Annotated in this window: 15 protein-coding genes and 2 tRNA genes; 11 read left to right on the top strand and 6 right to left on the bottom strand. The window is 70.8% G+C overall.

Annotated elements, in window-relative coordinates:
- Positions 1 to 102: 102 nt before the first annotated feature.
- Entirely contained in the window at positions 103 to 1,023 is a 921-nt protein-coding gene (gene nudC / locus ACFVTH_RS00725) for an NAD(+) diphosphatase (RefSeq protein WP_387085605.1), read from the top strand.
- Entirely contained in the window at positions 1,020 to 2,822 is a 1,803-nt protein-coding gene (locus ACFVTH_RS00720) for an ATP-dependent helicase (protein ID WP_387088665.1), read from the top strand. The genes nudC and ACFVTH_RS00720 overlap by 4 nt, the downstream gene beginning before the upstream one ends.
- Before the next feature lie 795 nt (positions 2,823 to 3,617).
- On the opposite strand, the gene ACFVTH_RS00715 is transcribed toward ACFVTH_RS00720, so the two are convergent.
- Positions 3,618 to 4,937 (bottom strand): zinc-dependent metalloprotease, encoded by a 1,320-nt coding sequence (locus ACFVTH_RS00715; protein WP_387088662.1) that lies wholly within the window; start codon positions 4,935 to 4,937, stop codon positions 3,618 to 3,620.
- A gap of 248 nt (positions 4,938 to 5,185) precedes the next feature.
- Between ACFVTH_RS00715 and ACFVTH_RS00710 the strand changes: the two genes are divergently transcribed.
- The 3 genes from ACFVTH_RS00710 to ACFVTH_RS00700 all read left to right on the top strand — a co-directional run bounded on the left by ACFVTH_RS00710 (position 5,186) and on the right by ACFVTH_RS00700 (position 10,160).
- The gene (locus ACFVTH_RS00710; protein ID WP_387085602.1) at positions 5,186 to 6,298 is read left to right on the top strand and encodes a PDZ domain-containing protein; all 1,113 of its coding nucleotides are present in this window, start codon (positions 5,186 to 5,188) and stop codon (positions 6,296 to 6,298) included.
- A 71-nt stretch (positions 6,299 to 6,369) separates the two neighbouring features.
- The gene (locus ACFVTH_RS00705) at positions 6,370 to 9,303 is read left to right on the top strand and encodes a UPF0182 family protein (RefSeq protein WP_387085599.1); all 2,934 of its coding nucleotides are present in this window, start codon (positions 6,370 to 6,372) and stop codon (positions 9,301 to 9,303) included.
- Positions 9,300 to 10,160, top strand: a complete 861-nt coding sequence (locus tag ACFVTH_RS00700) for a class I SAM-dependent methyltransferase (RefSeq protein WP_387085596.1) — start codon at positions 9,300 to 9,302, stop codon at positions 10,158 to 10,160. Before ACFVTH_RS00705 ends, ACFVTH_RS00700 begins: the two co-directional genes overlap by 4 nt.
- Before the next feature lie 108 nt (positions 10,161 to 10,268).
- On the opposite strand, the gene ACFVTH_RS00695 is transcribed toward ACFVTH_RS00700, so the two are convergent.
- Complete coding sequence (locus tag ACFVTH_RS00695) at positions 10,269 to 11,621, bottom strand: glycoside hydrolase family 18 protein (protein WP_387085593.1); 1,353 nt, start codon at positions 11,619 to 11,621, stop codon at positions 10,269 to 10,271.
- A gap of 306 nt (positions 11,622 to 11,927) precedes the next feature.
- Here ACFVTH_RS00695 and ACFVTH_RS00690 point away from each other — a divergent pair.
- From ACFVTH_RS00690 to ACFVTH_RS00680, 3 genes are all read left to right on the top strand, one after another.
- A tRNA-Met gene (locus tag ACFVTH_RS00690) sits at positions 11,928 to 12,001 on the top strand.
- Between the two features lie 206 nt (positions 12,002 to 12,207).
- Positions 12,208 to 12,281, top strand: a tRNA-Met gene (locus ACFVTH_RS00685).
- Positions 12,282 to 12,456: 175 nt separating this feature from the next.
- Complete coding sequence (locus ACFVTH_RS00680) at positions 12,457 to 13,173, top strand: TIGR00266 family protein (protein ID WP_387085590.1); 717 nt, start codon at positions 12,457 to 12,459, stop codon at positions 13,171 to 13,173.
- 58 nt (positions 13,174 to 13,231) lie between these two features.
- On the opposite strand, the gene ACFVTH_RS00675 is transcribed toward ACFVTH_RS00680, so the two are convergent.
- The 3 genes from ACFVTH_RS00675 to ACFVTH_RS00665 form a co-directional block, all read right to left on the bottom strand.
- On the bottom strand, positions 13,232 to 14,005 hold the full coding sequence (locus ACFVTH_RS00675) for a CPBP family intramembrane glutamic endopeptidase (RefSeq protein ID WP_387085587.1): 774 nt from the start codon (positions 14,003 to 14,005) through the stop codon (positions 13,232 to 13,234).
- A 3-nt stretch (positions 14,006 to 14,008) separates the two neighbouring features.
- Positions 14,009 to 14,947 carry a CPBP family intramembrane glutamic endopeptidase gene (locus ACFVTH_RS00670; RefSeq protein WP_387085584.1) on the bottom strand — a complete coding sequence of 313 codons (939 nt, stop codon included), beginning with the start codon at positions 14,945 to 14,947 and terminating at the stop codon, positions 14,009 to 14,011.
- Between the two features lie 87 nt (positions 14,948 to 15,034).
- Entirely contained in the window at positions 15,035 to 15,973 is a 939-nt protein-coding gene (locus ACFVTH_RS00665) for a CPBP family intramembrane glutamic endopeptidase (RefSeq protein ID WP_387085581.1), read from the bottom strand.
- 213 nt (positions 15,974 to 16,186) lie between these two features.
- Here ACFVTH_RS00665 and ACFVTH_RS00660 point away from each other — a divergent pair, with 213 nt between their 5' ends.
- The 3 genes from ACFVTH_RS00660 (at position 16,187) to ACFVTH_RS00650 (ending at position 17,386) form a co-directional block, all read left to right on the top strand.
- Positions 16,187 to 16,612, top strand: a complete 426-nt coding sequence (locus ACFVTH_RS00660; protein WP_387088659.1) for an Hsp20/alpha crystallin family protein — start codon at positions 16,187 to 16,189, stop codon at positions 16,610 to 16,612.
- Positions 16,613 to 16,835: 223 nt separating this feature from the next.
- The gene (locus ACFVTH_RS00655) at positions 16,836 to 16,970 is read left to right on the top strand and encodes a hypothetical protein (RefSeq protein WP_387085578.1); all 135 of its coding nucleotides are present in this window, start codon (positions 16,836 to 16,838) and stop codon (positions 16,968 to 16,970) included.
- 14 nt (positions 16,971 to 16,984) lie between these two features.
- Positions 16,985 to 17,386: a hypothetical protein gene (locus tag ACFVTH_RS00650; RefSeq protein WP_387085573.1), complete on the top strand. Its 402-nt coding sequence runs from the start codon at positions 16,985 to 16,987 to the stop codon at positions 17,384 to 17,386.
- Between the two features lie 243 nt (positions 17,387 to 17,629).
- Here ACFVTH_RS00650 and ACFVTH_RS00645 read toward each other — a convergent pair whose 3' ends face one another.
- Entirely contained in the window at positions 17,630 to 18,091 is a 462-nt protein-coding gene (locus ACFVTH_RS00645; RefSeq protein ID WP_387085570.1) for a hypothetical protein, read from the bottom strand.
- Between the last annotated feature and the right edge of the window lie 62 nt (positions 18,092 to 18,153).

Genomic DNA, 18,153 nt, shown 5'->3' with positions numbered 1-18,153 from the left:
CCCGGCGACGGGCGACCGCCACACCTTCCCGCCGACTCCGCATCCAGCCGCGAGAGGGGCGAAGTGAACGATCCGGGCCCGACTCCACCGTTCGCACGGGCCGTGATCGATCGCGACGCCGAGCGGCGCGCCGATCCGGCGATCTTCGACGACTTCGACGCCGACCCGGCGTCGCGGGTGCTGCTCGTCCACGGCGACCGGGTGCTGCTCGCAGCGCAGGTCGACGGGTCGGCGCCGGCGATCGAGCTCCTGCTCCCGGCCGATGCCCCCACGGGCTCGCTCCGCGCCTACCTCGGTCGCGGCGACGCCCCGACGGTCGCCTACGAGCTGCGCGTCGTCGACGACGAGACGGCCGCCGCGGTGGAGCCCGAGGAGGCGCGGTGGGTCGGCCTCCGCGTCGCGGCGACGCAGCTCGACCAGCTCGGTGCCGGGCTCTTCGTCGAGGCGCTCGCGCTCGCGAACTGGCACGCGTCGCACGGCTTCTGCCCGCGATGCGGGGCGACGACGACGCCGGTGCAGGCCGGATGGGCGCGGCGCTGCGACGCGGATGCCGCGATGCTCTTCCCGCGCACCGATCCGGCCGTGATCGTGCTCGTCACCGACGACGACGATCGTCTGCTGCTCGGGTCGAACGCGCTGTGGGAGCAGCGCCGGTTCTCGCTCCTCGCCGGCTTCGTCGAACCCGGCGAGTCGCTGGAGGAGGCCGTCGTGCGCGAGATCCACGAGGAGGCCGGACTCGCCGTCGACCGGGTCGAGTACCGCGGCTCGCAGCCGTGGCCGTTCCCGGCGAGCCTCATGCTCGGGTTCGCGGCACGGGTCGCTCCCGGCGTCGACCCGGCGACCGCGAAGCCCGACGGCGAGGAGATCCTCGAGCTGCGCTGGTTCAGCCGCGAGGAGCTCGCCGAGTCGTGGGGTGGCGTGACCCTGCCGGGCGAGACGTCGATCGCGCGCTGGCTCATCGAGCACTGGTACGGCGGGCCGGTGACGAGGCCCGATCCCGCTCCCGCGTGGTCGGCCTCATGACGGGCGCGGGCACGCACGCGGGCCCCGACGCGGGCCCGCTCGACGACCTCGATCCCGGCGTCGTCACCGGGGATCCCCTCCTCGACGGGCTCGACGCCGAGCAGCGCGTCGTCGCGGAGGCGCTGCACGGGCCGGTCTGCGTGCTCGCCGGCGCCGGCACGGGCAAGACCAGGGCGATCACGCACCGCATCGCGTACGGGGTGGCCTCAGGCGCCTACGACCCCGCGCGGGTGATGGCGCTCACCTTCACCTCGAGGGCCGCCGCCGAGCTGCGGGCGCGGCTCGGCGCGCTCGGGGCGGGCGCCGTCAGGGCGCGCACCTTCCACGCCGCGGCGCTCGCGCAGCTCAACCACTTCTGGCCGATCGTCGTCGGCGGACCGGCGCCGCGCGTGCTCGACTACAAGGGGCGGCTGCTCGGCCAGGCGGCCGAGCGGGTGAAGCTCAAGGTCGACGTGGCGACGCTGCGCGACGTCGCCGCCGAGATCGAGTGGCGCAAGGTGAGCGTGCAGGGTCCCGAGTCGTATGCGGCACGGCTCGCGATGCGCGGGGCGCCGGGGCGGCTCACCGCCGAGCAGTTCCTCGAGCTCGTCGAGTCGTACGAGCAGGTGAAGGACGAGCGGCGCATGCTCGATTTCGAGGACGTGCTGCTCGCCACCGCGGGAATGATCGAGTCGGAGCCCTCCGTCGCGATGCAGGTGCGCGAGAGCTACCGCCACTTCATCGTCGACGAGTACCAGGACGTCTCGCCGGCCCAGCAGCAGCTGCTCGAGCTCTGGCTCGGCGACCGCAGCGAGCTCTGCGTCGTCGGCGACGCGAGCCAGACCATCTACTCGTTCGCCGGGGCGAGCTCGGGCTACCTGCTCGGCTTCGAGCGGCGCTACTCCGACGCGACGGTCGTGCGCCTCGAGCGCAACTACCGGTCGACCGGCCAGATCGTCGACACCGCGAACCGGCTCATGCGGGGCCGCGAGGGCGCGCTGCGGCTCACCGCCGTCGCACGCGGCGAGCGTGCGCCCGAGCCGGCGGTGACCGAGTACGCCTCCGACCTCGCCGAGGCGAGAGGCGTCGCGACCCGCATCAGGGAGCGCATCGACGCGGGCGTCGCCCCCGAGGCCATCGCGGTGCTGATGCGCGTGAACTCGCAGTCGGCGATCCTCGAGCGCGCGCTCGACGAGGTCGGCGTCGGGTCGCGGGTGCGCGGGGCCGCGCGCTTCTTCGACCAGCCCGAGGTGCGCGAGGCCGTGCACGCCCTGCGCGCCGCGGCGCTCACGATCACCGGCGAGCCGCTCTTCAAGTCGGTCAGCGACGTGCTCCGCTCGCTCGGCTGGAGCGTGCAGGCGCCCGAGGGCCCCGGAGCGGTGCGCACCCGCTGGGAGTCGCTCAACGCGATCGCCCGCCTCGTCGACGACGCCCCCGAGGGCACGACCTTCCGCCAGTTCGCCGACGAGCTGCGGGCGCGCGCCGAGGCGCAGCACGAGCCCGCGCTCGCCGTCGTGACGCTCGCGACGCTCCACTCGGCGAAGGGCCTCGAATGGGACGAGGTGCACCTCGTCGGCCTCAGCGAGGGCATGCTGCCGATCAGCTACGCGAAGGGCTTCGACGCGATCGACGAGGAGCGCCGCCTGCTCTACGTCGGGCTCACGCGGGCACGGCGCCGGCTCGAGCTGAGCTGGGCGCGCCTGGGCGACGGGCAGCGCGGAGAGCGGGAGCCGTCGCGCTTCCTCCAAGAGCTCGACAACCGCACTCGGGGTGCGGCCGATGGCTCGCACCCTGCGGGCGGCCGACGGCCCCGAGCCTGAGGCTCCGCTCGGCGAGGTGCGTCTCGCCGAGGCGCAGCCGGTCGTCGACGGCGGCCGCCGCGGCCGAGGCGGCATCGACGAGCGCACGGATGCCGCGTGCCGCGGGCGGTGCCGGTCGCCCGGCGAGCTGCGCGGCGATGACCGGCCACGCCGGGTCGCGATCGCGCCGGGCGAGCTCGAGGCAGCGGAGGCACGGGCCGGCACCGGGCTCGACGAGCGGACCGACGCGCCAGCCCGCCTCGTCGTCGACGACCGCCAGGTGCGGGACGTCGGCGCGCAGCCACGGCAGATGGCGTGCGGGCTGCACGACCCAGTGCGCCGCGATCACGACGAGCGCCGGCGCAGCCGTCGTGGTCGCCTCGATGGCGTCGCGGCCGAGCACGCGGTGCCCCAGCTCGACGAGCCGTCGCTCGAGCAGCACGCCGAACGTGCCGTCGGCGTCGAGCAGCACCGGCCCAGGAGCCTCATGGGTGTCGTCGACCGGTTCGACCTCGAACGTGGGCGCGAGCACCGCGAGCAGCCGCTCGACCTCGGCGGGGGTGCCGCCCAGACCGGTGCCGATCGTCTCGAGCGTCGCGCGGCCGACGCCGTGCCGGAGCGCGCTGAGGAGCCCGGTCTCGAGCTGACCGGGGTCGCGGAGGACGACGCGCGGCACCTCGCCGCCGAGCTGCAGCTCGCCGGGGGAGCGCCAGACGAGCGGGAGGGCCGGATCGATGCGCGGTGACATGCGGAGAGCCTCCCGCAGAGGCGCGCCCAGCGTCGGAATCCCTCCACAGGCCCCGTCGGCGCAGGCCGTCAGCTCGCGGGAGTCTCGCCGTCCTCGCCGGGGCCGGCCGGGGTCTCACCGCGCAGCAGCTGCTCGAGCGCCTGGTCGAACTCGTCGTCGGCCTCGTTCTCGGCCTCGTCGTTGCCCGTCAGGCGGGCGACGAGCGCGCTCGGGTCGTCGAGGTCGGCCGAGGTGGGCAGCAGGTCGGGGTGCGCCCAGAGGGCGTCGCGCGCCTCGACGCCGACCGCCTCGGTCACGGCGCGCCACATCGCGGTCGCCTCGCGGAGGCGGCGCGGGCGCAGCTCGAGCCCGACGAGCGTGGCGAACGCCGACTCGGCCGGCCCGCCCGAGGCCCGACGGCGCCGGATCGACTCGGCGATGGCATCGGTGCGCGGGAGCCGGCCCGTGGCATCCGCCGTGACCTGGTCGACCCAGCCCTCGACGAGCGCGAGCATCGTCTCGAGCCGGCCGAGCGCCGCCTGCTGCGCCTCGCTCTTGGGGCGGATCAGCGTGCCGCCGACGACCGCCTGGCGCAGCTCGTCGGTGTTGGAGGGGTCGAAGCCCTCGGCGAGCTCCTCGAGGCGCTCGGTGTCGATGTCGATGCCGCGCGCGAACGCGGTGATCGCGGTGATGAGGTGCAGGCGCAGCCAGCGCGCGTGGCGGAAGAGCCGGGCGTGCGCGAGCTCGCGCACGGCGAGGTAGAGCTCGACCTGGTCGGCCGGGATGTCGAGGCCCTCGCCGAACACGGCCGCGTTCTGCGGGAGGATTGCCGCGCGCGAGTCGTCGAGGAGGGGGATGCCGATGTCGCCGCCCGAGACGACCTCGGTCGACAGCTGGCCGACGACCTGCCCGAGTTGCATCGCGAACAGCGCGCCGCCGATGCCGCGGAGCATCTTGCTCGCGTTCTCGATCATGCCGCGCATCTCCTCGGGCGCCTGCTCGAGCATCACCCGGGTGAGGGCATCGGAGATCGAGAGCGCGACCGGCTCGGCGAGCTGGGTCCAGATGGGCATGGTCGCCGCGACCCACGCGCGCCGCGTGATGACCTCGGGCGTCTGCGGAGGAGCGGAGAAGTCGACGGCCTCGTCGAGCCAGAGCGACGCGACCTGGAAGGCCTGGTCGAACCGGGCGCGGTCGGCGTCGGAGATCTGGGTCTGGCCGGTCGCCGCGCGCTCCTCGCCCTGGCGGGTCGCGACGCTCCAGTCGATGCCGTCGCCGCTGCGGCTCATCGCCTGCTGCAGTTGGCCGAAGAGTGCGGCGACGCTCGCCGGGTCGTTCGGCAGGCCCGCGGCGCCCGCGAGGCTCGTCGGGTCGATGCCACCGGCTCCGGACAGCAGTTCGCGCAGCATGTCGCGGAACTCGTCCTCGGGGTTCCGGTCGCCGGCTCCGCCCTCTTGATCGGCCACGTGCGCCACCTCCAGCTCTCGTCTCCTCCACCGTAACGCGGGCATCCGGCCTCTCGTCTGGGAAATGGCCTAGGCTTGCAATCCGGGTGTCCGCCCTTCGCGAACAGCGCCGGCTCGGCCCGCCCCTCCACCACGGCCCGTCGCCGCGAACGACCGGCCCGTCGCCGCGAACGGCGCGAAAGGACTGCCCGATGGCCCTGTTCACCGATGACTCGTCGGCGCCCGTCGAGCACGGTCGGCGCTCGCGGCGCGAGCGCATCGGGTGGGCCGCCGTCACCGTCGCCACGGTCATCGCGATCGTGTTCGGGCTGCTGCCCTCGCCGTACGTGATCGAGCAGCCCGGCCCCGTCTACGACACCCTCGGCGTCGCCGAGAACGCCGACGGCGAAGAGGTGCCGCTGATCGCGATCCCCGACGAGACGACGTACCCGACCGAGGGCGAACTCAACCTGCTCACCGTCTCGGTCGTCGGCAGGCCCGGCAACACCCCGAACTGGCTCGAGGTGCTCTGGGCGTGGGGCGACACGACGCGCACCGTCATGCCGATCGAGGCGGTCTTCCCGCCCGGCGTCAGCAACGAGGACCGCGACGCCCAGAACGAGGCGGCCATGGTCGACTCGCAACAGGACGCGATCGCGGCCGCACTCGTCGAGCTCGGCTACGAGTTCCCGCGCGAGGTGACGATCGTCGGGCTCCTCGAGGGCTCGCCCGCCGACGGCGTGCTCGAAGAGGGCGACGTCGTGATCTCGCTCGACGGCACCCCGGTGAACTCCATCGGCGAGCTGCAGTCGGCGGTCCGCGAGCACGGCACGGAGACCCCGGCCTCGATCGACATCGTCCGCGACGGCGAGCCGCTGACCGTCGAGGTCACCCCCGTCGACCGCGACGGCACGGCCGTGCTCGGCGTGGGCGTGCGCATGCACTACGAGTTCCCGATCGATGTCGAGCTGCAGCTCGACAACGTCGGCGGTCCCAGCGCGGGCATGATGTTCGCGCTCGGCATCGTCGACGAGCTCACTCCCGGCGCGATGACCGGAGGCGAGATCGTCGCGGGCACCGGCACGATCGACTCGGCGGGCGCCGTGGGGGCGATCGGCGGCATCCGGCAGAAGCTCTGGGGCGCCGACGGCGCCGGGGCCGACTGGTTCCTCGCGCCCGAGTCGAACTGCGACGAGGTCGTCGGCAACGTGCCCGACGGCATGAGCGTGTTCGCGGTGTCGACGCTCGACCAGGCCCGCACGATCGTCGAAGACCTCGGAGACGGCGAGCTGACGGGCTCCTACCCGTCGTGCACCGCTTCCTGACCAGCAGATTCCAAGCATCGCGACTCTAGGATGGAGTCTCGATCCCGTCCCGACCGAAGCAGAGGCCGAGAGTGTCAGCACAGCCGCAAGAACCGAGGATCCCGCGCCGTCGTGCGCCGATCGCGATCACGATCGGGGTGGTGGCCGCCCTCGTGATCGCGTTCTTCGTGTTCGCGGGGCTCTACACCGACGTGCTCTGGTTCCAGCAGCTCGGGTTCCTCTCGGTGCTGACGACCGAGTGGATCGCGCGCGTCTCGCTGTTCGTCATCGGGTTCCTCGCGATGGCGGTGCCGATCTGGGCCTCGATCCAGATCGCCTACCGCACCCGCCCGGTCTACGCGAAGCTCAACTCGCAGCTCGACCGCTACCAGGAGGTCTTCGAGCCGCTGCGCCGCCTCGCGATGTACGGCATCCCGGTCGTGCTCGGCGTCTTCGCGGGAGTCTCGGCGTCGAGCCGCTGGGAGGTCACGCTCGCGTGGCTGAACCGCACTCCGTTCGGCCAGACCGACCCGCAGTTCGGCTTCGACGTCGGCTTCTTCGTGTTCGAGCTGCCCTTCTACCGCAGCGTCGTCGGCTTCGCCTCGGCGGTCGTGCTGCTCTCGGTGCTCCTCGTCATCGCGACGAACTACCTCTACGGTGCGATCCGGGTCAGCGGCCGCGAGGTCGTCATCTCCAAGTCGGCGCGCATCCAGATCGCCGTGACCGCCGGCCTCTACCTGCTGCTCCAGGGCGTCAGCATCTGGCTCGACCAGTACGCGACCGTCACCGAGACGGGCACGCTCATCACCGGAGCCGCCTACACCGACGTCAACGCCACGATCCCCGGGCGGGGCATCCTCGCCGGCATCGCGGTCGTCGTCGCCATCCTCTTCTTCGTGACCGCGGTGATGGGCCGCTGGCGGCTGCCGCTCGTCGGCACCGCGCTCCTCATCGTGACGAGCCTGCTGATCAGCTCGCTCTACCCGTGGGTGGTGCAGCGCTTCCAGGTCGACCCGAACGCGAAGTCGCTCGAGGCCCCCTTCATCCAGCGCAACATCGACCTGACGCGCGACGCGTACAACGTCGAGGACGTCGAGGAGATCCCGTTCGAGGCCGAGACCGACGCCGAGCCCGGCGCGCTCCGCTCGGACGCCGAGACCACGGCGAACATCCGCCTGATGGACCCGCTGGTGATCTCGCCCGCGTTCTCGCAGCTCGAGCAGTTCCGCCAGTACTACCAGTTCCCGAAGCAGCTCGATGTCGACCGCTACGAGGTCGACGGCACCACGCAGGACACGGTGGTCGCGGTGCGCGACGTCAAGCTCTCCGGCCTCGGCGACGCCGAGACCTGGTTCAACTCGCACCTCGTCTACACGCACGGCTACGGCCTCGTCGCGGCGGCCGGCAACCAGCGCTCGGTCGACGGGCAGCCGGTGTTCCTCGAGTCGGGCATCCCGCAGACGGGCTCGCTCGGCGAGTTCGAGCCGCGCGTCTACTTCGGCGAGAGCTCGCCGCAGTACTCGATCGTCGGCGCCCCGAAGGACAGCGAGCCCATCGAGCTCGACTACCCGGCGGGCGGCGACAACGAGGAGCAGACGCAGACGACGTTCTCGGGCGACGGCGGGCCGAAGCTCGACAACATCTTCACGAAGCTCGTCTACGCGCTGAAGTTCCAGTCGGAGCAGATCTTCCTCTCCGACCAGGTCACCGACGACTCGCAGATCCTCTACGACCGCGACCCGATCCAGCGCGTGCAGAAGGTCGCCCCGTACCTGACGCTCGACTCCGAGACGTACCCGTCGATCGTCGGCGACCGTCTCGTCTGGATCGTCGACGGCTACACGCTCTCCGACCAGTACCCGTACTCCAACAAGGTCAGCATGAGCGAGGCCATCGCCGACAGCGAGGGGCTCTCGCCGGCGCTCGCCTTCGACGAGATCAACTACATCCGCAACTCGGTGAAGGCCACGGTCGACGCGTACGACGGCACCGTGACCCTCTACGCGTGGGACGAGGAGGACCCGATCCTCCAGACGTGGCAGAAGATCTTCCCGTCGACGATCGAGCCGATGAGCGAGATGTCGGGCGAGCTGATGAGCCACGTGCGCTACCCCTCCGACCTGTTCAAGGTGCAGCGCGCCGTGCTCGGCCGCTACCACGTGACCGAGGCGAGCCCCTTCTACTCGCGTGAAGACGCGTGGACGACCCCGAAGGACCCGACGGCGGGCGCGAACACCGCGTTGCTGCAGCCGCCGTACTACCTCACGATGCAGATGCCCGGGCAGGAGGCGCCGGCCTACTCGCTGTACTCGACGTTCATCCCCGAGGCCCGAGGCGACGAGAGCCGCAACGTGCTGCGCGGCTACCTCGCCGTCGACTCCGACGCGGGCGCGACCGACGGCGAGCGCTCCGAGGGCTACGGCAAGCTGCGGCTGCTCACCCTGCCCGAGGACGACAACGTGCCCGGCCCCGGCCAGGTGCAGGCCAAGTTCAACTCGGACCCGAGCGTCTCGCAGTCGCTGAACCTGCTGAAGCAGGGGCAGTCCGACGTCATCAACGGCAACCTGCTGACCGTGCCGGTCGGCGGCGGACTTCTCTACGTGCAGCCGGTCTACGTGAAGTCGACGGGTGACACGAGCTACCCGCTGCTGCAGAAGGTGCTCGTCGCCTTCGGCGACCAGATCGCGTTCCAGGACACGCTCGACCAGGCGCTCGACGTGCTCTTCGGCGGCGACTCGGGTGCCTCGGCGGGCGACAACGAGGTGGAGCCCGGCACCACCCCGACCCCCGGCGAGGGCGACGGCGGCACGCCGACCTCGCCCGAGGCGCCGAGCGACGAGATGCAGGCGCTCCTGAACCAGGCGGCGCAGGCCCTGAAGGACAAGCAGGCCGCACTCGCCGAGGGCGACTGGGTGGCGTACGGCGCCGCCGACGCGAAGCTCGCCGAGACGATCTCGAAGATGATCGCGCTGACGAACGACGCGGAGGGCGGCACCGGAGGCTCGGAGGAGTCGAGCGGCGAATGACCGTCGGACTGCGGGAGGGCGACTGGCTCGACGACAACCGGGCCGGCTGGGACGAACGCGTCGGCGTGCACCTCGCGAGCACGTTCTACGACCAGGGGCCGCTTCGCGCGGGCGGGGGCGTCCTCGACCCCATCGCGCGGGCGGGGGTCGAGCGGCTGTTCCCCGACGGACTCGAGGGCGTGCGCGTGCTGCACCTGCAGTGCCACTTCGGCTCCGACTCGCTCTCGCTCGTGAACCGCGGCGCGAGCGTCATCGGCATCGACTTCTCGCCCGCGGCGGTCGCCGAGGCGCGGCGCATGGCCGCCGAGATCGGCGTCGCCGATCGGGCCCGCTTCATCGAGGCGAACGTGTACGACGCGCGCCACATGCTGCCCGAGCCCGAGTCGTTCGACCTCGTGTTCGTGACGTGGGGCACCATCAACTGGCTGCCCGACGTCGCCGAGTGGGCGCGGATCGTCGCCTGGTACCTGAAGCCCGGCGGTCGCCTCTACTTCGCGGAGGGGCATCCGACCGCGATGGTCTTCGACGGCGACGACGGCCCCGGCGGTCTCCCCTCGATCAGGTACGCGTACCAGAGCGCCGAACCCGAGGTCCTCGACGACCCTGGCGACTACGCCGACGCCGACGCGCGCCTCGAGCACGCGCGCACGTGGGAGTGGTCGCACCCGATCGACGAGGTGCTCGGGGCGCTCCGCGACGCGGGTCTCGAGCTCGAGGCCTTCACCGAGCACTACTCGGTGCCGTGGCGGGTCTTCCCGGCGACGGTCGAGCTCGGCGAGGGCATGTACGGCTGGCCGGCAGAGCGCTGGCTGCCGCTGTCGTACGAGCTCGTGGCGCGCGCTCCGTCGGCCGGGTAGCGAGGCCCATCGGTCGAGAGTCGCGCGTCGCGCGAGCCCACGCCTTCCCGAACAGCACGGATGCCTCGGAGCGTCGGCTCCGAGGCATCCGGCCTTTCGCGGACCGGCTCAGTCGAGCGGTCCCTCCTCGGCGGCGCGCAGGGTGTCGCCGAGGGTCGAGCCGAGCTCATTGCGGTAATCGCCCGAGAGGTCCCACCACATCGCGCCGCCGAAGCCCTGCTCGGCGAGCCATTCGGCCTTCTGCTGCACCGACTTCGGGTCGTCGAGGCTCCACCACTGCCCGGTTGCGGCGTCGTAGCGCCACGAGGCGCCGATGGCGGGGTCGTAGTAGCCCTCGCCGATCGAGCGGATCTCGTAGTACGGCTTCGTGCCGATCGAGGTCACGGCCGGGTCGGGCGTCCAGACGGCGCGATCGCCGACGGTGACGTTCGTCCAGCCCTGCCCGTAGGCGGGGATGCCGATGTTCAACTGGTCGGGGCGGGCTCCGGCGGCCGTGTAGAGGCCGACGGCGTTGTCGAGCGCGAGGCCCCAGTTGTTCGAGCCGTCGGGGTGCAGGTTGCCCTGGTGGCCGGTGTTGCCGGTCCATCCGCCCGCGTAGTCGTAGCCCTGGATGTTCAGGAAGTCGACGACGTCGAACAGGCGCGGGTCGGTCCATCCGCCGGCGTTCGTGTTCCAGCCGCCGGCCGGGGCGAACGCGGTGAGCAGGTAGTCCTCGCCGGTCTCGGCGCCGTAGTCGTCGAGCTGCCGGCGGAACTCCTCCATCAGGGCGAGGAAGTTCTCGCGGTCGGCGGGGCTCGCGTTCGACGTCTCGCCGCCGTTGACCGGCCACTCCCAGTCGACGTCGATGCCATCGAAGATGCCGGCGGCGACGCCCTCGCCGCCGAGGTTGCCGACCTTCGGCAGGTTGCCCTTGAGGTAGATGTCGAGGCACGAGGAGACGAGCTTCTCGCGGCTCTCGGCGGTCGCGGCCGCGGCGGAGAAGTGGTCGGACCAGGTCCAGCCGCCGAGCGAGACGAGCACCTTCGTCTCGGGGCTCACCTGCTTGAGCTTCTTCAGCTGGTTGAAGTTGCCCGCGAGGCGCTGGTGCTTGTTCTTCTGGTCGCGCTTGCCGTCGACCGAGTCCTGCGGCGAGACGAGTCGGAGGTAGTCGTTGTAGGCGTCGCCCTCCCCGGGCACGTCGGTGATCTCGCAGACGAGGTTCTCGGTGACGTTGCCGAAGGCGTAGTTGATGTGCGTGACGTCCTCGATGGCGCCGTTCTTCAGCAGGTCGGCGATCTGGAAGTCGCGCGTGACCGGGGTGTCGGCCATCAGGTAGCCGACGCTGCGGTAGCCGTTGATCTCGCTCGGGCCCTCGGGGGTGTGCTTGCCATGGGCGGCGGCCGGCGCGGTCGCGGCGGTGGCGATGAGCGCGGTGGCGGCGACGGCGACGGCCGCACCGCGGAGCAGGGGGAGTGGTGACATGGAATCCTCATCGATCGTGGTCCCGGCCGCCGCGATCACGGCGGTTGCGAGACGGTACCAAGTGGGCGACCTGAAAGGAAAGAGTCTTAACAAAGGTTCGCGGATGCCACGGGCGAACCCGGCGGCGCACTGTGGGAGATCTCCAACGGAATCGGCGGAGTGTGCAGATAGTGCACGTTCGGCGGGTCGGACGTCGGGGCGGCGGGCCCGGGCGCCGGTTGCGGCGAGCGGGCACGGCGAGATGGCGCCCCACGGTCCCCTCGATTGGACGAGCGCGAGAACCGGTGATAGAGTTTCTTCTTGTGCCGCGGGGTGGAGCAGCTCGGTAGCTCGCTGGGCTCATAACCCAGAGGTCGTAGGTTCAAATCCTGCCCCCGCAACGAAGAAGGGCTCCTGATCAGGTGTTTCACCAGATCAGGAGCCTTTTGCATTTGCCTGGAGACGGCGGCTCCGGATGACGAGCGCGGAGGACTCCCGACGCGTCGCTCGCCGCGATCGTCGCTCGCCGCGATCGTCGCTCGCCGCGATCGCCAAGGTGCCGGTCGGTCCGAGCGGTCCTCGAAGCCGTGTAGACTCGTCCATGTGACGCGGGGTGGAGCAGCTCGGTAGCTCGCTGGGCTCATAACCCAGAGGTCGTAGGTTCAAATCCTGCCCCCGCAACGAAACGAAGGCCCGGAATCGTCGAGATTCCGGGCCTTCGGCATTCTCCCGGGGCGCTGTCGGTCGGTGCCCCGCTCGCGGACCACGTGAGGCGCCGCGATGAGCCCGAGCGGCACGAGCCCCGACGGGATGTCGCTACAGCAGGGGTGCGAGCCCGGCCGTTCGCGTGGATCGCATGAAGTCGACCATCGCGGGAACGACCATGCCGATCCTCGAACTGCACCTCGACGGGGGTGAGCGGGTCGTGGCCGAGGGCGGCGACGTGGCGTGGATGTCACCGGGGTTCGCCCTCGACACGTCGACGGTGCACGGTACCGGCGGCGGTGGCGGCTTCATGAACGGCCTCAAGCGGGTGCTCGGCGGCGCCCAGCTGTTCCTGACCGAGTACACCGCGCCCGCACAGGGCGGCCTGCTCGCGTTCGCCGCGCAACTGCCGGGCACGATCCGTCAGCTCGACATCGATGCGTCCGACTCGTTCATGGTGCAGCAGGGCTCCTATTCGGCGAGCACGGCCGGCGTGGAGGTGTCGGTCGGGCTGCAGAAGAAGCTGGGCGCCGGCATCTTCGGCGGCGCGGGCGTGGTCTTCCAGAAGCTGAGCGGAAACGGGACGGCCTGGGTGCAGCTCGCGGGCGAGATCACCGAGTACGAGCTTGCTGCGGGCGAGTCGCTGCTCATCCACCCGGGCCATCTGGCGATGTTCGAGGCCGGCATGAACCTCGAGTTCACCTCGGTCAAGGGCATCAAGAACAAGTTCTTCGGCGACTCGCTCTTCCTCGCGGAGATCCACGGCCCAGGCCGCATCTGGCTGCAGTCGATGACGCCGGCGAAGCTCGCCGCCGCGATCGAGCCCTACCTGCCCGACCGTTCGTCGAACTCCAGCAGCGGCTCCTGACCGGATCACGACCCGCTGAGCACCTCGATCGTCCTGTCCCTCATGAAGGAGCGAGAGATCACGCGACGTTGACGGGGCGCTTCACCGGGTCGGGGGCGAACTCGAGCGGGGCGACGCGGCCGTTCGGCCAGCGCAGCTTGAGGTAGGCGAGCACGAGCGCGGCGATCACGACGCGGGCGAGAATGCCGGGCAGCCCGCCCTCGGGGCCGTAGGCGCCGCCGTTGAGGAGCTCGTCGCCGACCGACGTCGAGGTGACCCATCCGGGCCATCCGGTGGTGCCGCTCACCGGGAAGCCCCAGAGCGCCTGGCTGAGGTTCCACGAGACGTGCAGCGCGACCGGCAGCCAGATCGCGCGTGTCGCAAGGAAGGCGATGCCGTAGATGACGCCGCCGAGCGCGGTGCCGAACGCCCCGATGAGCGTCGCGTTGGGGTTCGTGAGATGCACGGCCCCGAACGCCGCCGCGACGATCGCGACCGCGATCCAGCGGCCGGCGGCGAGGTTGCGGAAGAGGATCACGAGGCCGCTGAGCAGGAGCACGCGGAACAGCACCTCTTCGAACAGCGCGTAGCCGATGATCTGGCCGAGTGCGCCGCCGAGCCCCGACCAGTCCGAGGCGCCGGGGGAGACCTCGATCGCCCCGAGCCCGAGTTCCGCGACGAAGACGAGGCCGATCACGACGAGCGGGATCACCAGTCCGACGAGGACGTCGAGTGCGCTCCATCGGTTCGCGGTGATGCCGAGGCTGCGCCAGACGGGGCGGTCGTGGCGCCGGTACCAGACGATCGCGAAGACGCCGAAGCCGATCCCGATGAAGATCAGCGCGATGTCCATGCGTCAGACCTGCTCGACGCGCGGAGCCGTGAGGCCGGCCTCGCTCTGCGTGCGGCGGGAGCTGCGGCGGTAGAGCAGGTAGGCGACGCCCGCGAAGAGGAGCAGTGCGACGGCGCCCGCCACGCTGCCCTCGGGGCCGAAGCCGCCGCCCGTGACCCAGACGGGTGCGCCGTCGACGGGCTCGAGGAAGATGAGGCCGGTGGTCTGCACGTTGATGCCGTCGACCTGCACGCCCCAGACGTTGCCCTCGGCCCAGTTCCAGCCGCCGTGGATGCCGATGATGAGCCAGAGCGAGTTCTGCCACAGCACGACGAATGCTGCGAAGACGGCGTAGGCCATGATCGTCGTGAAGCCGAGCGGCTTGGTGAGCACGCCGTGCATGAGCGTGAACAGGAGTGCGGGCAGCACGACGGCGAGCCAGCCGGGCATCTGCAGGGCAGAGTTCTGCATCAGGAAGCCGCGGATCAGGATCTCCTCGTTGCCGCCCTGCACGACGTGGGCGAGCACGAGCGCGAGGACGAGCAGCACGGCGGACCCGCCGCTGATCGCCCCGGCGGGCGGGTCGACGAGCCGGTAGTTGCCGGTCGCCCAGAGGAACAGGATCGGGACGGAGATCATCAGCACCCCGATCGGGATGCCGAGCAGGAGCAGGAGCACACCGCGTCCGGGGCGGCGGAAGCCGAGGGTCTTCACGTGGCGACGCTCGTAGAGCACGACCCAGAGGATCAGGAGGATCGCGGGGATCAGGTTCGCGGGGATCTCGAGCCACTGCGCCTCGGGCGAGCCGGGCTCCGGGTGCAGGGTGAGCTCGAACACGCCCATGAGGCCGAACTGCACGACGAAGACGAGCCCGATGAAGACGAGGGGGTAGGACAGCCACCAGCGGGTGACCCGCTTGCCGGTCGCGGCATCCTGCACGTAGGGGGTGTTGCGGATCGTCACGGGCGGACCTCCTGGTCGAGACGGACGGTGCGGTGGAACTGCGGCGTCGCGGGACCCCGGAGCCGGGGTCGGGGTGATCGAGTCGGTTCAGGCGAGTTCGGCGGCAGGCGCCGCTTCGGGGAGGCTCGCGTCACGGCGGGCGTCCCAGCGGCGGAACACGACGAACGCGACGGCTGCGGCGATGAGCAGCACGATCACGGCGGGCACGCTCGCCTCGGTGCCGAAGTCGCCTCCGGTGAGCCAGTCCGGCGCATCGGCGACGGGCTGCAGGTACACCGCCGAGGTCGACAGCGGCGGCAGGCCGCTCACGGGGATGCCGTACAGGTTGCCCATCGCGAAGTTCCAGCCGGCGTGCACGCCGATCGCGATCCAGAGCGCGCCCTGGCGCAGCACGACGAACGAGGCGAAGAGCGCGAAGAGGAAGATCATCGCGAAGGGCAGCGGGTGCACGAGTACGCCGTGGATGAGCGTGAACAGCAGCGCGGGCAGCAGCACCGCCAGCCAGCCCGGGAATTTCAGGCCGCCGTTCTGGAGCAGGAATCCTCGGGTCAGCAGCTCCTCGGTGCCGCCCTGCACGACGAAGGTGAGGGCGAGCAGCACGAGGAGGGGGAGGGCGTTCCAGCCCGAGGACGCGCCGGCCGGAGCGCCGACCGACTCGTAGGCGCCGATCGCCCAGAGGAAGAGGGCCGGGATCGACAGGAGGACGACACCGGTGACGAATCCGACGACGAGGGTCAGGATGCCGCGCCCGGGCCGCCGGAATCCGAGCGTCTTCACCCTTCGGCGTTCGAACAGCACCACCCAGAGCACGAGGGCGAGGCCCGCGGCGGCGAAGGAGATCATGTCCTGCAGCTGCGCCTCGGGCGAGCCGTGCTCGACGGGCCAGGCGGAGGCGAAGACCGCCAGGACGCCCGCCTGCACGCCGATGATCAGGACAAGGAACACCAGGAGGTAGGCGAGCCACCACGGGGTCACCCGGCGGCCGGTCGCCCCGTCCTGGACGAACGGCGTGCTTCGTACTGACATCGAGCTCCCCCAAGCGGTCGACGAACATCCAGCTCCCACGCTATCGGGGCGGTGCGCGTCTCGGCGGCCGAACACGCGGCCTGGCGTTGCGAGAGATGCGGCGCTGCCCGCGGAATCTGGCACTCGCTGACCTAGAGTGCTAATATTGTCGCCGCGATGAGCGAACATCGCTCATCCTCATCGGTCAATGGTGAACCGGAAGGAGACGAAACCATGGCCATGTTCTGGGACCCGTTTCGCGATATCGACCGACTCGCAGAGTCCATGCTTGACGCGAGTCAGGGGCCGCGGGTCATGCCGATCGATCTGTACCGTGATGGCGACCACTATGTGCTCGCAGCCGACCTGCCCGGGATCGACCCGGGATCGGTGGACGTCGATGTCGATGGTCAACTGCTGACGCTTCGGGCCGAGCGAACGCTGCGTTCAAGCGAAGACACCAAGTGGCTGGTCCGCGAGCGACCGAGCGGGGCGTTCCTGCGTCGGATCACGCTCGGCGCCGGCCTCGACACGGCGGGCATCAGCGCGCACTACGACAATGGCGTGCTGAGTGTGATCATCCCGGTCAGCGAGCAGGCGAAGCCGCGCAAGATCGCGATCACCTCGACGGCTGGCACTCAGCAGGTGGCCGCGAGCTAGCGGCAGCGGCGGCGAGGAGTCCGCTCCTCGCCGCCCGCCGCGCTCATCCGGGGCGGACCATCGTTCGCGAGGGGGTGCCCCCTGCCCGCGACCGGTGGCGCGGCAACGCTGAGGCAGACGCAGTGATGGAGGAGACATGACAGACATCGCAGCCACCCGCTCCGCTCGAACCCCTGCGGGGCCCGGCGAAGGCTCCGTTCGGTCCCACCTCAGGAAGGTGACGATGATCGCCGCCGATCCCCTCACCCGCGGCGCCACGGTGATCGAAGGAGAGGGGATGGACCTTGAGGCGGCGACGGCCGCGGCGAGGACGAAGGTCCCGCCCGGCTGGCGTGCCGTGAGCGTTCGCGGGCACTGACCGAGAGGGAGGCCATGGAGACCGCAGCATCGGCGTGGCGCCGCTACGACTACGCCGTCTTTCCGATCTTTCACGAGCGCTTCGAAGAACGCTGGGGCGAGGGAACCGCGCCGTTCCTCGATCCGAGTGTCTATGACGAGAACCAACCGCGCCCCCGCGCGCAGTGGGTGAACGTCGACACCGGGGCCGCCGTCGCCGTGGTCCCCGTCTGGGAGGACGACCCGGCGGCTCGCTCGTTCGCCGTGTTCTATCTCCCGCCGCACGGCGGAATCTGGGTCCTTCGGCCACAAGGTCTCGCCGGCTACATGGAGGCGCTTCCGTCGGGGGCCCCACCCGATGACCACGCCGTGGCCCTGCGCAACGACTCCTTCAAGAAGGCAGTCGCGCACGCCGAGGAGTTCATCTACGGACGGTGATACCGATGTGGGAACGGTCTTCTACGGCGATCCTCAGACCCCGATCGGTACCGAGGATCGCGCGTGCACCCTGAACTGAGATGCGGCTGGAAGATCTCCTGCGAGCTCGGGATGTCGTGGTGCCGATTACGAAACCGTCCAGCTGCCACGCGCCCTGTCGAATTCTCACCCGCCGCACATGGAGGCCCGGAATCATCGAGATTCCGGGCCTTCGGCGTTCCCAGAGGGTGAAGCCGGCGGGCGTCAGGACGGCTGGATGCCGGTGGCGGCGCCCGTCTCGTGCTGTCGGCGTTCGCGTTCCACCAGGGCGATCAAGCCGGCCAGGTCGGAGGCGAGTACTTCGTCCAGTCCGGCCAGACTCGACGCCAGCTCCTCCGCCCGTGGCCCGTCGATCCGGGCATGCAGTTCCAGCCGGCTGCCCGTGCCATCGGGGTGCGACTCGTGGCGCACCGTCAGGGTGCCGCCATCCAGGAAGACGGTGTCCTGAAAAGCGAGTCCGGGCACGATGTCGCTGACCGTCATCGGAGTCTCCTCGCCGTCGCGGGTCTTCATCACGCCGCGGACGCCGATGCGCAGGGGTTCGTCGAGTCGGATGTACTCCATTCCGGGCGCCCACTCGGGATGTGTCGCCACGTCGCACCAGCGGGCGTGGAAGTACTCGGGGGCGACCCACGATCTCGCGGTGATCACCGGGAATGTCGTCATGCCGTGGATCATAGCGAGGCGGGCGAGCTCGGCGCGGCGGCCCCTTGACGAGCGATAGTTTT

It is taken from the genome of Agromyces sp. NPDC058104, from assembly GCF_042884835.1.
In the GTDB taxonomy this organism is placed as follows: domain Bacteria; phylum Actinomycetota; class Actinomycetes; order Actinomycetales; family Microbacteriaceae; genus Agromyces.
This window is presented reverse-complemented; position numbering and strand designations above follow the sequence as displayed.

What these genes read in the sequence shown, in the direction of transcription:
- ACFVTH_RS00700 (WP_387085596.1), top strand. Translation starts at nt 9,300, where the DNA reads ATGACCGTCGGACTGCGGGAGGGCGACTGGCTCGACGACAACCGGGCC.
- ACFVTH_RS00715 (WP_387088662.1), bottom strand. Translation starts at nt 4,937, where the DNA reads ATGCTGCGCGAACTGCTGTCCGGAGCCGGTGGCATCGACCCGACGAGC.
- ACFVTH_RS00675 (WP_387085587.1), bottom strand. Translation starts at nt 14,005, where the DNA reads ATGGACATCGCGCTGATCTTCATCGGGATCGGCTTCGGCGTCTTCGCG.
- ACFVTH_RS00695 (WP_387085593.1), bottom strand. Translation starts at nt 11,621, where the DNA reads ATGTCACCACTCCCCCTGCTCCGCGGTGCGGCCGTCGCCGTCGCCGCC.
- ACFVTH_RS00645 (WP_387085570.1), bottom strand. Translation starts at nt 18,091, where the DNA reads ATGACGACATTCCCGGTGATCACCGCGAGATCGTGGGTCGCCCCCGAG.
- ACFVTH_RS00665 (WP_387085581.1), bottom strand. Translation starts at nt 15,973, where the DNA reads ATGTCAGTACGAAGCACGCCGTTCGTCCAGGACGGGGCGACCGGCCGC.
- ACFVTH_RS00650 (WP_387085573.1), top strand. Translation starts at nt 16,985, where the DNA reads ATGGAGACCGCAGCATCGGCGTGGCGCCGCTACGACTACGCCGTCTTT.
- ACFVTH_RS00655 (WP_387085578.1), top strand. Translation starts at nt 16,836, where the DNA reads ATGATCGCCGCCGATCCCCTCACCCGCGGCGCCACGGTGATCGAAGGA.
- ACFVTH_RS00710 (WP_387085602.1), top strand. Translation starts at nt 5,186, where the DNA reads ATGGCCCTGTTCACCGATGACTCGTCGGCGCCCGTCGAGCACGGTCGG.
- ACFVTH_RS00680 (WP_387085590.1), top strand. Translation starts at nt 12,457, where the DNA reads ATGAAGTCGACCATCGCGGGAACGACCATGCCGATCCTCGAACTGCAC.
- ACFVTH_RS00720 (WP_387088665.1), top strand. Translation starts at nt 1,020, where the DNA reads ATGACGGGCGCGGGCACGCACGCGGGCCCCGACGCGGGCCCGCTCGAC.
- ACFVTH_RS00660 (WP_387088659.1), top strand. Translation starts at nt 16,187, where the DNA reads ATGGCCATGTTCTGGGACCCGTTTCGCGATATCGACCGACTCGCAGAG.